Genomic DNA, 13,962 nt, shown 5'->3' with positions numbered 1-13,962 from the left:
GGAAGCGGGAGACCCTCGGAAAACGCCACAGAGGCAGAAAGCGGACTACCAGGTAAGGAGGCGCCCCATGGCGCTCATCGACCGCGAATGCGTCCGGCGGCTGCTGGAGTCACCGGATCCCGACGCCACCCTGGTCTTCGTTCGGGGGGACTGCATCGTCCTGCCGGAGAAGGAGATCGACGACGCCCACCGCGGGCTGGTCATCGCGAGCAAGCGGGACCTGACCAGGCTGATGCCCGGCGGCGACACGCTCACCGAACAGCAGATCGACACCCTGGCCGACCGGCTCGACAACATCGTGCGGGACCTGGGCGCCTGACGGGCACCGGTGATCCGGGCGCTCCGCCGCCGGGCGACGTGCCCGGCGGCGGCGTGCCGGTCAGTCCTGCGACATCATCCTGACGAACTCCTCGAAGGAGAAGCGCCCGTCGCCGTCGGCGTCGCCGACGCGGTTCAGCGAACTGATCGCCTCGGCCGGCAGGTCCGGGAAGTGCCGGACGAGCTCCTGCTCCGTGATGAACCCGTCACCGTCGCCATCGATGGCGGTGAACGCCTCCCGCAGCTCCGCCAACCGCTCCGCCGACATGTGTCCCGCCTTTCGCTGTCCGAATCAGCAGACAACCTACGAGATTTCATAACGAGGACGAAATCCCGCCCCGCCGCACGACGTCCACGGCTCGCACTGCGCGGCATCCATGTTGTGCACTGCACAATGATGTGCCGCGAACGTGACAGCACGCCCTGGTTTCTCCTACTTTGACCAGCGTGTTCGACGTGCTCATTCATGGCGGTCTGGTGGTCGACGGCACCGGCGCCCCGCCCTACCCCGCCGACGTCGGCGTCCGCGACGGCCGGATCGAGACGGTCGGCGGGCCCTCGGCCGAAGCCGTCCCCGCCGCCGTCGGCATCGACGCCACCGGCCGGCTGGTGGCCCCCGGGTTCGTCGACGCCCACGTGCACGGCGACGCCACCGTGCTGGACCCCGGCGTCCAGCTCGCCGCACTGCGCCAGGGCGTCACCACCTTCGTGCTCGGGCAGGACGGGCTGTCCTTCGCGCCGTCGTCACCCTCGACGCTGCGCTTCGTCACCCGCTACTTCGCCGCGATCAACGGGGCCCACCCGGCGCTGGGCGACGGGCCGGTGAGCGTGGCGGAGCTGCTGGCCTCCTACGACGGCACCACCGCGCTCAACACCGTCTACCTGGTCCCGCACGGCACGGTCCGGCACGCCGCCGGCGCCGACCCCGCCGCGATGCTGCGCATGGTGGAGCGGGGCCTGGAGGAGGGCGCGGCGGGGCTGTCCAGCGGCCTGGAGTACATCCCGGGCCGGTACGGCGACGCCGCCGAGCTCGCCGCGCTGTGCGCGCCCCTCGCCCGGGCGGGCCTGCCGTACGTCACCCACATGCGCGGCTACGAGCAGGCGGCGGCCGCCGGCATGGCCGAGGCCCGCGCGATCGCCGAGAGGTCGGGGGCGGCGCTGCACGTGTCGCACTACCACGGCCCGGGGGCCGAGCTGGCGGGCATGGTCGACGACGCCCTCGCCGCGGGACTGGACGTCACCTTCGACAGCTATCCCTACCTCAGCGGGTTCAGCATCCTGGCGATGGTCGCCCTCCCCCGCGACCTGGACGACCCCGACCTCGACCGCATCGTGGCACGGCTGCACGAGCCGGAGGTACGGCGCCGCCTGGCCCGCGAGACCGACCCCACGCTCTGGCACCGCGCCGTGCTGGCGCACGTGCCCGTCGCGGACCTGGCCTGGGCCGAGGGCCGCAGCGTCGCCGAGGCCGCGGCCGAGGCCGGGCGGGAGCCCGCCGCGTTCTGCGCCGAGCTGCTGATCGCGACCCGGCTGGCCGCCAGCTGCGTTTTCGCCCAGCCGCCGGGCAACGACGACGCCTCCATGCGCCTGCTGCTGCGCCACCCGGCCCACCTGGGCGGTTCCGACGGCATCCACATCGGCGGGCACCCGCACCCCCGGGGCTTCGGCGCGTTCGCCCGCTTCCTCGGCCGTCACGTCCGCGAGCTGGGCGACTGGACCTGGCAGGAGGCGGTCGGGCACCTGGCCGCCGGCCCGGCCCGCCGTTTCCGCCTGCACGACCGCGGGGAGATCCGCCCCGGCATGGCGGCGGACCTGGTCGTGATCGATCCGGACCGGGTGGGCGACGTCGCCGACTACTCCCGGCCGCGCGTCCTGGCCGAGGGCATCGACGACGTGCTGGTCGGCGGCGTACCGGTGCTGGCGGGCGGCGCCCTGACCGGCGCGCGTCCCGGACGCCCGCTGAGGCCGCGATGAACGGCCCGGACCCCGCCTCCCCCGCACCCGCCCGTTCCTCCGCCTCCGGCCCGGGCCGTGACCGGGCGCGGCCTCCCGGTCAGGAGCGCAACCAGTCGGCCTCGCTCCGCCGGGCGCTGGCCGTACTGGAGTACGTGCGCGACCACGCGAGCGCCGGGCAGGGGCTCTCGCTGTCCCGGCTGGCCGAGGCGCTGGGCCTGTCCAAGAGCACCGTGCTGCGGCTGACCGTCCCGCTGGTGGAGGCCCGGCTGCTGGAACGCGACCGCAGGAGCGGCGCCTACCGGCTCGGGCACGGCACGCTCCGGCTCGGTCAGGCCTACCTGTCCACCCTCGACCTGCGCACGGTGGCCGCGGAGGAGACCCGCGAGCTGATGCGCGAGGTCCGCGAGACCGTCCACCTGGTCGTCTACGACCCGCCGTACGTCGTCTACATCGACAAGGTCGAGAACGAGGCCGCGGTGCGCATGGCCTCGCGGATCGGCAGCCGGGCGCCGCTGTACTGCACCGCCGTCGGCAAGGCGATCCTCGCCTGGCAGCCGGAGGAGGTCGTGGAGGAGACCGTGGCCGCCGGGATGCCCGCCCTCACCCGTTACACGATCACCGATCCGGTACGGCTCCGCGCCGAGCTGACGCGGATCCGCCAGCGCGGCTACGCCGTCGACGACCGCGAGAACGAGCCCGAGGTACGGTGCGTGGCCGCGGGCATCTTCCGCCACGACGACAGCGTGACCGCCGCCGTCTCGGTCTCGGGCCTGACCTCGCGGATCACCGCCGCCCGGGTGCGGGAGCTGGGGCCGCTGGTGGCCGGCACCGCCCTTCGCATCTCCCGGAAGCTGGGATCGCAGCGCTGAACCGCCGTGATCCGCCGGATCGCGGTGCCGGCCTGCGAGCCGAGCCGGTCCGCCGCCGGAAAACGAACGGGCCCCCGTGGTGGTTCACCACGGGGGCCCGTTCGCGTCGTGTCCTGCCGGTGGAGCCGGCCGGTGACTAGTAGATCGGACGCGAGGAAGAACGCAGGCGCTCCAGGGCCTCGGCCAGGATCTGCGCGCCGTCCTTGTCGCTGCGACGCTCCTTCACGTAGGCCAGGTGCGTCTTGTAGGGCTCGTTACGCGGAGGCGCGGGAGGGTTGGCCTCGTCCTGACCGGCCGGGAGCCCGCAGCGCGGGCAGTCCCAGAACTCGGGGACGGCCGCGTCGCTGGCGAAGCTGGGGCGCGTCTCGTGCATGTTGGCGCACCAGAACGGAACCCTCACACGAGGCGCCGCCTCTCCGCGCTCCGCCTCCCCCATCGGGCCGGCCCCGACACGACTGCCACGGATCGCGTTGCCACTACCCACGGATGAACTCCTCGCTCGATGGCCCCGCCACTCGGGAAAACGGGGGGCTGTACCACTGTCACGCTTTACGGCAAGCCGAATCAGGGCTTCAGGAGCAGGCCCAGCGCGATGATGCACACGAACCAGACCACCCCGGTGATGATGGTGAGCCGGTCGAGGTTGCGCTCCACCACGGAAGAGCCGCCGAACGACGACGAGAAACCGCCACCGAACAGATCCGACAGACCGCCGCCCTTGCCCTTGTGGAGCAGGACGAGCAGGATCATCAGCATGCTCGACAGGATGAGGGCGATGGAGATTCCGATTGTCACCGTTGACCTGTTTCCTTATTGCTCGCACCCGCGTCCGGATGCGACTCCTTTGTAGGTACGCCCTGAGGCGTGACGATTCAAACTTGCTCTAAGAGGGTACGACCTGCTGTCAAGTCGTACCCTCCGAACGGCTCAGTCAGCCCGACATCTCATCGAACCGGCAGAGCTTGACGAACTCCCCCGGGTCGAGGCTGGCGCCGCCGACCAGGGCTCCGTCGACATCGGGCTGGGCCATGATGCCGGCGACGTTGTCGGATTTGACCGAGCCACCGTAGAGGATACGGACGCCCGCGGCCAGCTCCGCGTCATACAGCTCGGCGAGTCGGCCGCGCAGGGCCCCGCAGACCTCCTGGGCGTCGGCCGGGGTGGCCACCTCCCCGGTCCCGATCGCCCAGACGGGCTCGTAGGCCACCACGACCGAGGCGGCCTGCTCGGCCGGGACGCCCTTCAGCGCCCCGTCGAGCTGCGCGAGGCTGTGGGCCACGTGGCCGCCGGCCCTGCGGACCTCCAGCCCCTCGCCGACGCACAGGATCGGCGTGAGCGAGTGCCGGTAGGCGGCCCGCACCTTGGCGTTGACGAGCTCGTCGTCCTCGCGGTGGTACTGCCGCCGCTCGGAGTGCCCGATCGTGACGAAGGTGCAACCGAGCTTGGCGAGCATCGCACCGGAGATCTCCCCGGTGTAGGCCCCGCCGTCGAACGCCGACAGGTCCTGCGCGCCGTACACGATCCGCAGCCGGTCACCGTGCACCAGCGTCTGCACGCTGCGCAGGTCGGTGTAGGGCGGCAGCACGGCCACCTCGACCTTGTCGAAGTCCTTGTCGTTCAGCGCGAACGCCAGCTTCTGGACGGTGGCGATGGCCTCGAGGTGGTTGAGGTTCATCTTCCAGTTGCCGGCGATGAGGGGTTTGCGCCCGGCACTCATCTGTCGCTCATCGCTCCTCGCTGCTGCGTCGGTTCACTTGCTAGTCCTCCAGAGCGGCGAGTCCCGGCAGGGTCTTGCCCTCGAGGTATTCGAGGCTGGCCCCGCCGCCGGTGGAGATGTGCGAGAACCCGTCCTCGGGCAGGCCGAGCCGGCGCACGGCCGCGGCCGAGTCACCGCCGCCGACGACGGTGAACGCCTCCGACCGGACCAACGCCTCGGCCACCGCGCGGGTTCCCCCGGAGAACGCCTCGAACTCGAAGACGCCCATCGGGCCGTTCCAGAACACGGTCTCGGCGTCGGCCAGCTTGCCCGCGAACAGCTCGCGGGTGCGCGGGCCGATGTCGAGCCCCTGCCGGTCGGCCGGGATCGCGGTGGCGTCGACCACCTCGTACTCGGCGTCCTCGGCGAACTCGACGGCCGCCAGGATGTCGACCGGCAGGACGAGGTCCACGCCGCGCTCGTCGGCCTCACGCAGGAAGCCGCGCACCTTGTCGAGCTGGTCCTCCTGCAGCAGCGACTGGCCGACCTCGAAGCCCTGGGCCTTGAGGAAGGTGTAGGCCATGCCGCCGCCGATGACCAGCCGGTCGACCTTGGTGAGCAGGTTGGCGATGACGCCGAGCTTGTCGGAGACCTTCGCCCCGCCCAGCACCACGGCGTACGGCCTGGCCGGCTCCTCGGTCAGGCGCCTGAGCACCTCGACCTCGGCGACGATCAACCCGCCCGCCGCGTGCGGCAGGAGCTTCGGCACGTCGTAGACGCTGGCGTGCTTGCGGTGCACCGCGCCGAAGCCGTCGCTCACGTAGAGCTCGGCCAGAGCGGCCAGCCTCCCGGCGAACTCGCCGCGCTCGGCGTCGTCCTTGGAGGTCTCGCCGGCCTCGAAGCGCAGGTTCTCCAGCAGGGCCACCCGGCCCTCGGCCAGACCCTCCACGACGGCCTGGGCCGACTCGCCGACCGTGTCGGAGGCGAAGGCGACCTCGGTCTCCAGGAGCTCGCCGAGCCGGCGCGCCACCGGGGCCAGGGAGTACTTGGGATCGGGCGCGCCCTTGGGGCGGCCCAGGTGGGCGCAGACGATCACCTTCGCGCCGCGCCCGGTCAGGTCCCTGATGGTCGGCAGCGAGGCGCGGATGCGCCCGTCGTCGGTGATGACGTCCCCGTCCAGGGGGACGTTGAGGTCGGCGCGGACGAGCACGCGCCGACCCTTCACGTCGAGCTGGGACAGGTCCTTCATCAGAGGTCGGCGCCCACGAGCTCGATGAGGTCGGCCAGGCGGTTGGAGTAACCCCACTCGTTGTCGTACCAGCCGACGACCTTGACCTGGTTGCCGATCACCTTGGTCAGCGGGGCGTCGAAGATGCAGGAGGCCGGGTCGGTGACGATGTCGGCCGAGACGATCGGGTCCTCGTTGTAGCTGAGGATGCCCTTGAGCGGGCCCTCGGCGGCGGCCTTGAGCGCGGCGTTGACCTCCTCGACGGTGGTCTCGCGACCGACCTCGACGGTCAGGTCGGTGGCCGAGCCGGTGGGGATCGGCACGCGCAGCGCGTAGCCGTCGAGCTTGCCCTTGAGCTCGGGCAGGACCAGGCCGATGGCCTTGGCGGCACCGGTGGAGGTCGGGACGATGTTCAGCGCGGCGGCGCGGGCGCGGCGCAGGTCCTTGTGCGGGGCGTCCTGCAGGTTCTGGTCCTGCGTGTAGGCGTGGATGGTGGTCATCAGGCCCTTGGTGATGCCGAAGGAGTCGTTGATGACCTTGGCCATCGGGGCCAGGCAGTTGGTGGTGCAGGAGGCGTTGGAGATCACCGTGTGGCTGGCCGGGTCGTACTGGTCGTGGTTGACGCCCATGACGACGGTGACGTCCTCGTTCTTGGCCGGGGCCGAGATGATGACCTTCTTGGCGCCGTTCTCGGCGTGCACGCGGGCCTTGTCGGCGTCGGTGAAGAAGCCGGTGGACTCCACGACGACGTCCACGCCCAGGTCGCCCCAGGGCAGCTTGGCCGGGTCGCGCTCGGCGAAGGCCTTGATCGCCTTGCCGTCCACGATGATCTCGTCGGCGGTGCTCTTCACCTCGTACGGCAGGCGGCCCAGGATGCTGTCGTACTTGAGCAGGTGGGCGAGCGTCGCGTTGTCGGTCAGGTCGTTGACCGCAACGATCTCGATGTCCTTGCCGCTGGCGGCGACCGCGCGCCAGAAGTTGCGGCCGATGCGGCCGAATCCGTTGACGCCTACGCGGATGCTCACGGTGCCGATCTCCTCGTACGTCGGTGCGCCGGCCGAGCGGGCCGGCGACGTGGCGGGCTGATACCTCACCGAGAACCCTATCGGACCGTGATTGGTTTAGACCATTGGTGGTCCCCCCTTGGCCTGACCCTGCATTTCCCGAAAATTCAGGGCTTCTGCCGGACTTTTCCAGTAAAGTCCCGCACTCGTCACAGTAAGCACCTCAACCGCACGGAAACCATGAGGACAAACATGGCCCCCCAACCACGTAGCGGCCTGGTGCCCGGCATCATCGTCGGACTCCTCGCCGCCGTCTTGGGCGCCGTCATCTACGGCGCGATCGTCACCGTCATCGAACGCGAGATCGGCTACGCCGCCGTCGGCGTCGGCGTCCTCGTCGGCCTGGGCATGATGGCCGTCAAGCCGACCAGCCCGGTGCTGCCCGCACTGGCCGCCCTGTTCTCCCTCGCAGGCGCCGCCCTGGGCACCTTCCTCGGCGGCGTCGGCGCGGTGGTGAAGGCCAGCGGTGACGCGCTGTCCTACGGCGACGCCGTGAGCCTGGTCGCCAAGGTCTTTCCCGACGCCGTCAAGCAGGACCCCAAGGTCCTGTTGTTCTGGGTGATCGCCGGCGTCGCCGGCTTCTTCTTCGTGAACAAGCGCGTCAAGGCCGCCCGCGAGGCCCTCGCCGCGCCCTCCTACCCGCAGCAGGAGGGCACGCAGCCGGTCGACAACTTCAAGCCCCACAACCCGGCGTAGGCAGCTCCAGGCAGCGCTCATACGGCGAGCAGTCCTTATACGGCGAGAGCCGGGATCCTCATCGTGAGGTCCCGGCTCTCGCCGTGTATGCGCTCTCATGCGCCCTTATGCCACTCTGTCCGCCGGCGCCCGTGGACACCCGGGGGAGCCCCATACGGCGTCGCCTACGACGTGAGCATGTCCACCGTCAGGTTGGCCTCGGTGTTGGGGACGCCCATGTCCTGGGCGCGCTTGTCGGCCATGGCCAGCAGGCGGCGGATGCGGCCGGCGATGGCGTCCTTGGTCAGCGGCGGGTCGGCGAGCTGGCCGAGCTCCTCCAGGGAGGCCTGCTTGTGCTCCACCCGCAGCCGCCCGGCGATCACCAGGTGGTCGGGGGCGTCGTCGCCGAGGATCTCCAGAGCGCGCTGGACCCGGGCGCCGGCGGCGACCGCGGCGCGGGCCGAGCGGCGGAGGTTGGCGTCGTCGAAGTTGGCCAGGCGGTTGGCCGTGGCGCGCACCTCGCGGCGCATGCGGCGCTCCTCCCAGGCCAGCACGCTGTCGTGGGCGCCCAGCCGGGTCAGCAGCGCGCTGATCGCGTCGCCGTCGCGCACCACGACGCGGTCGATGCCGCGCACCTCGCGGGCCTTGGCGTGGATCTTCAGCCGCCTCGCGGAGCCGACCAGCGCGAGCGCCGCCTCCGGCCCCGGGCAGGTGATCTCCAGCGACATCGATCGACCGGGCTCGGTCAGGGAGCCGTGCGCCAGGAACGCTCCGCGCCAGGCCGCCTCGGCGTCGCAGGTGGCCCCGGCGACCACCTGGCGCGGCAGGCCGCGGACCGGGCGGCCGTGGTTGTCGATCAGGCCGGTCTGGCGCGCCAGGGCCTCACCGTCGCGGTAGACCCGCACGACGTAGCGGGAGCCCTTGCGCAGCCCGGCGGGGGCCAGCACGAGGACCTCCGCCTTGTGCCCGAACACCTCTCCGATGTCCTTGATCAGCCTTCGGGCCGTGACGTTGGTGTCGAGCTCCGCCTCGATCACGATCCGCCCGCCCACCAGGTGCAGGCCACTCGCGAACCGGAGAAGCGTCGACACCTCCGCCTTGCGGCAGCAAGGCTTGAGGACCGGCAGCCTGCTCAGCTCGTCCTTCACCACGCCTGTCATCGCCATGCGCGTTCGTCCTCCCCCTTGTGAACTTCCTGCGACCCGGCTTGGAGCAGGTTCACAGAAGTTTCTCGCACTCCGGAGCCGCACCGGCCAGGATCAACGCTTCTTGTGGAAAATCTCGCCCAGGACGGAGGCAAGACGTCGTGTGTCGTGCCGTGGCGAGCCGTCCGGGGCCGCGACGTCGGCCAGAACGAGCTCCCCGCCCAGTTCCACGACGGCCTTGTGCAGTTCCTCGCGGTCGTCGACCACGCCGGTGTCGGCCAGCACCACGTCGATCGGCAGGGACGGCGCGTGCCCGCGCAGCACCTCCAGGTGCTGCTGCGGGGAGAAGTCGTCGGTCTCCCCCGGCTGGGGCGCCAGGTTCAGGGCGACCAGGCGGCGGGCGCGGGTGGCGTGCAGGGCCTCGGCCAGCCGGGGCACCTTCAGGTGGGGCAGGACGCTGGTGAACCATGATCCGGGGCCGAGGATCACCCAGTCGGCGTCCAGCACCGCCTGGACCGCCTCGGGACAGACGGGCGGATCCTCCGGAACCAGGGAGATGGCCCGGACTCGGCCGGGGGTCAGCGCGCAGGCCACCTGGCCGCGCACGGTGCTCACCTCCCCGTCCAGCTCCACCTCGGCGGCGATGTCGAGCGGGACCGACGACATCGGCAGCACCCTGCCGTGGGCGCCCAGCAGCCTGCCCAGCCAGTCGAGGCCGGCGACGGTGTCGCCGAGCTTCTCCCACAGCGCCACGATGAGCAGGTTGCCCACCGCGTGACCGTGCAGCTCGCCCTCACTGCGGAAGCGGTGCTGGACGACCTCGCTCCAGGTCCGCCCCCACTCGTCGTCGCCGCACAGCGCGGCCAGGGCCATCCGCAGGTCGCCCGGGGGCACCACGCCGAGTTCGCGGCGCAGCCGCCCGCTCGATCCCCCGTCGTCGGCCACGGTGACCACCGCCGTCAGCTCGGAGGTGACCCGGCGCAACGCCGACAACGAGGCGTACAGCCCGTGCCCCCCGCCCAGGGCGACGACCCTCGGCCCCTCACCCGGCGGCGGCCCCTCAACCCGTGCCGACGATCCTTCGCCCGGCACCGGTCCCCCGATCCCTGCGAGCTCTCGCGCCGACGCCGGCCTCCCGGCGCCCGCCCGTGCTCCCACACCCGGCTGCCCCGGACCGCCGTCCTCCGCCGCTCGCCCGATCTCCGGCCCGCTCACTCCCGGCCCACATCCCGGTGGCTCACCTGGACGTCCATGCCGCCCCGGTCGCGCAGGCGCCCGGCGATCTGCTCGGCCATGGCCACGCTGCGGTGCTTGCCTCCCGTGCAGCCCACCGCGATGGTGGCGTAGCTCTTGCCCTCGCGGACGTATCCGGCGGAGATGATGCCGATCACCTCCTCGTAGGCGTCGAGGAGCTCCTTGGCGCCGGGCTGACTGAGGACGTATTCGCGCACGGGGGTGTCGAGGCCGTTCATGGGGCGCAGCTCCGGCACCCAGTGGGGGTTGGGCAGGAAGCGGCAGTCGACGACCAGGTCGGCGTCGACGGGCAGGCCGTACTTGAACCCGAAGGAGAGCACGTTGACCCGCAGCCCGGGGCGGTCCTCCCCGCCGAAGAAGGCGACGATCTTGCCTCGGAGCTCGTGGACGTTGAGGTTGGAGGTGTCGATGACCAGGTCGGCGTTGGCGCGCACATCGCGCAGGATGCCGCGCTCGCGGGCGATGCCGTCGACCAGGCGGCCGTCGCCCTGCAGCGGGTGGGGCCGGCGGACGTTCTCGAACCTGCGGACCAGTTCCTCGTCGCTGGCCTCCAGGAACACCACCCGCACCGCGACGCCCCTGCCGTCGAGCTCCTCGATGGCGGCGTTGAGGTCGGTGGTGAAGGCCAGGCTGCGCACGTCGACCACCGCGGCGACCTTGTCGGCGGCCAGCTTGACCCGCCCGGCCTCCTCGGCCATGGCGAACAGCAGCCCGGGCGGCAGATTGTCGATGACGAACCAGCCCAGGTCCTCCAGGGCCTTGGCCGCCGTGCTCCGGCCCGCCCCGGACATGCCGGTGACGATGACGAACGCGGGCTCTCTCCCACTCACGAGGTCTCCTTGATCGGCCGCGTCCGCGACGTCGCCGCGTAGATGGGCCCGCTCACTCACGATGGGTTCTCCCCCTTCAAGGCCGACACGATCGTCTCGGCCGTGGCGGGGCCGATCCCGGGAACCTGGCAGATCTCGGCGGCGGTCGCCTCACGCAGCCGTTTCACCGATCCGAAATGCTTGATCAGAGCCTGCCTCCGGGCCGGACCGAGGCCAGGAACATCGTCCAGGGCACTCTCCCGCACGCTCTTGGAGCGTTTGGAACGATGGTATGTGATGGCGAAGCGGTGCGCCTCGTCCCTGACGCGTTGCAGAAGGTAAAGAGCCTCGCTCGACCGGGGCAGGATGACCGGCAGCTCCTCACCGGGCAGCCACACCTCCTCCAGCCGCTTGGCCAGGCCGCAGACCGCGACGTCGTCGACGCCGAGCTCGTCCAGCGCCCGCCGGGCCGCGGCCGCCTGGGCCGGGCCGCCGTCGACCACCACCAGGTGGGGCGGGTAGGCGAACTTGCGCGGCCGGCCCGTCTCGGGGTCGATGCCCGCAGCCCCCGTCTCGGGGTCGATGCCCGCAGCCGCCGCCTCACCCGCCTCCGGCCCGCCGTCCGTCTGCGATCCGCCGTCGCCGCGCACACCCGATCCGCCGCCCGTCTCAGGCACGGCGCCCCTCTGCGGTCCGGCGCCGTCATGCACCCCGGCCTCCGTGCCGGTCTCCACGTCGAGCTCGCCGGTGGCCGAGCGCTCCTCCAGGTAGCGCTTGAACCTCCGGGAGATCACCTCGTGGATCGAGGCGACGTCGCCCTCGGTGGAGCGGACGGAGAACCTGCGGTATTCGCTCTTGCGCGCCAGGCCGTCCTCGAACACCACCATCGAGGCCACCACGTCGGTGCCCTGAAGGTGGGAGACGTCGTAGCACTCGATGCGCAGCGGCACCTGGTCGAGGTCGAGCGCGTCGGCGAGCTCCTGCAGCGCCTTGCTGCGCGCGGTCAGGTCGCTGGAACGCTTGATCTTGTGCTGGGCCAGGGACTCCTTGGCGTTGCGCTCGACGGTCTCCATCAGCGACCGCTTGTCGCCCCGCTGCGGCACGCGGATCTCCACCCGGCTCCCGCGCCGCTCGCCCAGCAGCTCGGTGACGGCCTCCGCGTCGGGCGGCAGGGCCGGCACCAGCACCTCCTTGGGGAGGGTCTCGGGGGCCGCCTCGCCGTACATCTGCAGCAGGAACCGCTCGACCAGCTCACCGGGCGAGGTCTCCTCGACCTTGTCGACCACCCAGCCCTGCTGGCCCCTGATCCGCCCGCCGCGGACGTAGAACACCTGCACGGCCGCCTCCAGGGCGTCCTCCGCCAGCGCGACCACGTCGCAGTCGGTGCTGTCGGCCAGCACCACGGCCTGCTTCTCCAGCGCCCGGCGCAGCGCCTCGATGTCGTCGCGGAGCCGGGCCGCCCGTTCGTACTCCTGCTCGGCGGCGGCCTGGCGCATCTCGCCCTCCAGGCGCTTGATGAACCGGCCGGTGTTGCCCGCCATGAAGTCGCAGAAGTCCTCGGCGAGCGCGCGGTGCTCGGCCTCGGTGACACGGGAGACGCACGGCGCCGAGCACTTGTCGATGTAGCCCAGCAGGCAGGGGCGGCCGATCTGCGCGGCCCGGCGGAACACCCCCGACGAGCAGCTCCTGATCGGGAACACCCGCAGCAGCAGATCGACCGTCTCCCTGATCGCCCAGGCGTGGGAGTAGGGCCCGAAGTAGCGGGTGCCCTTGCGCTTGGCCCCGCGCAGCACCTGGACCCGGGGGAACTCCTCCCCCATCGTGACCGCGAGGTAGGGGTAGGACTTGTCGTCGCGGTATTTGACGTTGAACCGCGGATCGTACTCCTTGATCCAGGAGTATTCGAGCTGGAGCGCCTCGACCTCGGTGCCGACGACCGTCCAGTCGACGCCGGCGGCGGTCGTGAGCATGGTCTGGGTGCGCGGGTGGAGGCCCGCGAAGTCGGCGAAGTAGGAGTTGAGCCGCTGGCGCAGGCTCTTGGCCTTGCCGACGTAGATCACTCGGCCTTCCGGATCCCTGAACCGGTAGACGCCGGGGGACTCGGGAATCGACCCCGGACTCGGCCGGAAACTCGCCGGCCCACCCACAGATCTCGCCACAGGTGAAGCCTATCGGCCCCCGCCGACAGGATCCCCGCCGTCGCGGGCGGGAGGATCGCCCGGCGCACCGGACCGGGCCCCGAGTCCCGGACGGTGCGCCGGGCATCGGGTGGACCCCCCACCCCGGAGGGGATCCACCGCGTACGCCCTTGAGTCAGGTCTGACAAATCTGGGTCCGCGCTGCAACGGGCAGCATTTGTCAGACACTTCTACGCCAGCGAGATCGAGTCGCCGTCGACCTTGATGGTCTTCTCCTCAAGGGGCTTGCTGGCGGGCCCGTTGGCGACGGAGCCGTCGGCGATGTTGAACTTGCTGCCGTGGCACGGGCAGTTGATCGTGCCGCCCTCGACGCCCTCGACGTCACACCCCTGGTGGGTGCAGACCGAGGTGAAGCACTTGAACTCCCCGGCCTTGGGCTGGGTCACCACGACCTTCTCGTCCTTGAAGACCTTGCCGCCGCCCTCGGGGATGTCCGCGGTCGTGGTGAACCCCTTGGGCTCGGAACCCCCGCCGGAGCCCGATCCGGTCTCCTCCGGCGCGGAGCTGGGCGCGGCGGACTCGCTCGCCTCGGTGGTCGCCTGGTCGGCGGTCGGCTGGCCGTATCCGGAACACGCGGTGAGCACGGCCGTCAGTCCGACGCCTCCGGCACCCAGCATCACCGCACGACGTGTCGTCGTCTCTGTCATCGTCACCCTCCCAGGTATCTCTTCTGTCGGTACGGCTCGCGTCCCGATGACGGTTCAGCATGCCGTACCGAATGTCAGAAGACTGTGAAGATTTACGCCTTCA

General features: G+C 71.2%; 15 protein-coding genes. 4 read left to right on the top strand and 11 right to left on the bottom strand.

All coding sequences use genetic code 11. The features are described from left to right. Positions 1-67: 67 nt before the first annotated feature. A complete protein-coding gene (locus tag Pta02_RS09130; protein ID WP_203874276.1) occupies positions 68-319 on the top strand; it encodes a hypothetical protein in 252 nt (83 codons plus the stop codon). Between the two features lie 60 nt (positions 320-379). Here Pta02_RS09130 and Pta02_RS09125 read toward each other — a convergent pair whose 3' ends face one another. Next, on the bottom strand, positions 380-586 hold the full coding sequence (locus Pta02_RS09125) for an EF-hand domain-containing protein (protein WP_203874275.1): 207 nt from the start codon (positions 584-586) through the stop codon (positions 380-382). 179 nt (positions 587-765) lie between these two features. Here Pta02_RS09125 and Pta02_RS09120 point away from each other — a divergent pair, with 179 nt between their 5' ends. Both Pta02_RS09120 and Pta02_RS09115 read left to right on the top strand, forming a co-directional pair. Next, on the top strand, positions 766-2,292 hold the full coding sequence (locus tag Pta02_RS09120; protein ID WP_203874274.1) for an N-acyl-D-amino-acid deacylase family protein: 1,527 nt from the start codon (positions 766-768) through the stop codon (positions 2,290-2,292). Beyond that, positions 2,289-3,143 (top strand): IclR family transcriptional regulator, encoded by an 855-nt coding sequence (locus tag Pta02_RS09115; RefSeq protein ID WP_203874273.1) that lies wholly within the window; start codon positions 2,289-2,291, stop codon positions 3,141-3,143. The genes Pta02_RS09120 and Pta02_RS09115 overlap by 4 nt, the downstream gene beginning before the upstream one ends. Before the next feature lie 136 nt (positions 3,144-3,279). On the opposite strand, the gene Pta02_RS09110 is transcribed toward Pta02_RS09115, so the two are convergent. The 5 genes from Pta02_RS09110 to gap all read right to left on the bottom strand — a co-directional run bounded on the left by Pta02_RS09110 (position 3,280) and on the right by gap (position 7,092). Continuing rightward, complete coding sequence (locus Pta02_RS09110; protein WP_012892502.1) at positions 3,280-3,627, bottom strand: RNA polymerase-binding protein RbpA; 348 nt, start codon at positions 3,625-3,627, stop codon at positions 3,280-3,282. 80 nt (positions 3,628-3,707) lie between these two features. Continuing rightward, positions 3,708-3,938 (bottom strand): preprotein translocase subunit SecG, encoded by a 231-nt coding sequence (secG, locus tag Pta02_RS09105; RefSeq protein WP_068899030.1) that lies wholly within the window; start codon positions 3,936-3,938, stop codon positions 3,708-3,710. Positions 3,939-4,074: 136 nt separating this feature from the next. Next, complete coding sequence (gene tpiA / locus Pta02_RS09100) at positions 4,075-4,860, bottom strand: triose-phosphate isomerase (RefSeq protein ID WP_203874272.1); 786 nt, start codon at positions 4,858-4,860, stop codon at positions 4,075-4,077. Between the two features lie 40 nt (positions 4,861-4,900). Then, entirely contained in the window at positions 4,901-6,088 is a 1,188-nt protein-coding gene (locus Pta02_RS09095) for a phosphoglycerate kinase (RefSeq protein WP_203874271.1), read from the bottom strand. Further along, positions 6,088-7,092: a type I glyceraldehyde-3-phosphate dehydrogenase gene (gene gap / locus Pta02_RS09090; protein ID WP_203874270.1), complete on the bottom strand. Its 1,005-nt coding sequence runs from the start codon at positions 7,090-7,092 to the stop codon at positions 6,088-6,090. The genes Pta02_RS09095 and gap overlap by 1 nt, the downstream gene beginning before the upstream one ends. Before the next feature lie 231 nt (positions 7,093-7,323). On the opposite strand from gap, the gene Pta02_RS09085 reads away from it, so the two are divergent. Continuing rightward, a complete protein-coding gene (locus tag Pta02_RS09085; RefSeq protein ID WP_203874269.1) occupies positions 7,324-7,827 on the top strand; it encodes a hypothetical protein in 504 nt (167 codons plus the stop codon). 164 nt (positions 7,828-7,991) lie between these two features. On the opposite strand, the gene whiA is transcribed toward Pta02_RS09085, so the two are convergent. From whiA to Pta02_RS09060, 5 genes are all read right to left on the bottom strand, one after another. Beyond that, positions 7,992-8,972, bottom strand: coding sequence for a DNA-binding protein WhiA (gene whiA, locus Pta02_RS09080; RefSeq protein ID WP_203874268.1), 981 nt, complete (start codon positions 8,970-8,972; stop codon positions 7,992-7,994). A 93-nt stretch (positions 8,973-9,065) separates the two neighbouring features. Next, positions 9,066-10,043 carry a gluconeogenesis factor YvcK family protein gene (locus tag Pta02_RS09075; protein ID WP_203874267.1) on the bottom strand — a complete coding sequence of 326 codons (978 nt, stop codon included), beginning with the start codon at positions 10,041-10,043 and terminating at the stop codon, positions 9,066-9,068. 119 nt (positions 10,044-10,162) lie between these two features. Next, the gene (gene rapZ, locus Pta02_RS09070; RefSeq protein ID WP_203874266.1) at positions 10,163-11,035 is read right to left on the bottom strand and encodes an RNase adapter RapZ; all 873 of its coding nucleotides are present in this window, start codon (positions 11,033-11,035) and stop codon (positions 10,163-10,165) included. A gap of 56 nt (positions 11,036-11,091) precedes the next feature. After that, entirely contained in the window at positions 11,092-13,161 is a 2,070-nt protein-coding gene (gene uvrC, locus Pta02_RS09065; protein ID WP_203874351.1) for an excinuclease ABC subunit UvrC, read from the bottom strand. Between the two features lie 221 nt (positions 13,162-13,382). After that, positions 13,383-13,859, bottom strand: a complete 477-nt coding sequence (locus Pta02_RS09060; RefSeq protein ID WP_203874265.1) for a Rieske (2Fe-2S) protein — start codon at positions 13,857-13,859, stop codon at positions 13,383-13,385. Positions 13,860-13,962: the final 103 nt, after the last annotated feature.

Origin of the sequence: Paraplanobispora takensis, from assembly GCF_016863195.1 — a bacterium.
Classification (GTDB): domain Bacteria; phylum Actinomycetota; class Actinomycetes; order Streptosporangiales; family Streptosporangiaceae; genus Planobispora; species Planobispora takensis.
This window is presented reverse-complemented; position numbering and strand designations above follow the sequence as displayed.

Excerpts from the sequence above, each read along its gene's own strand:
- Pta02_RS09130 (WP_203874276.1), top strand. The coding sequence starts at position 68 with ATGGCGCTCATCGACCGCGAATGCGTCCGGCGGCTGCTGGAGTCACCG.
- Pta02_RS09060 (WP_203874265.1), bottom strand. The coding sequence starts at position 13,859 with ATGACAGAGACGACGACACGTCGTGCGGTGATGCTGGGTGCCGGAGGC.
- whiA (WP_203874268.1), bottom strand. The coding sequence starts at position 8,972 with ATGGCGATGACAGGCGTGGTGAAGGACGAGCTGAGCAGGCTGCCGGTC.
- tpiA (WP_203874272.1), bottom strand. The coding sequence starts at position 4,860 with ATGAGTGCCGGGCGCAAACCCCTCATCGCCGGCAACTGGAAGATGAAC.
- Pta02_RS09125 (WP_203874275.1), bottom strand. The coding sequence starts at position 586 with ATGTCGGCGGAGCGGTTGGCGGAGCTGCGGGAGGCGTTCACCGCCATC.
- Pta02_RS09085 (WP_203874269.1), top strand. The coding sequence starts at position 7,324 with ATGGCCCCCCAACCACGTAGCGGCCTGGTGCCCGGCATCATCGTCGGA.
- Pta02_RS09095 (WP_203874271.1), bottom strand. The coding sequence starts at position 6,088 with ATGAAGGACCTGTCCCAGCTCGACGTGAAGGGTCGGCGCGTGCTCGTC.
- Pta02_RS09115 (WP_203874273.1), top strand. The coding sequence starts at position 2,289 with ATGAACGGCCCGGACCCCGCCTCCCCCGCACCCGCCCGTTCCTCCGCC.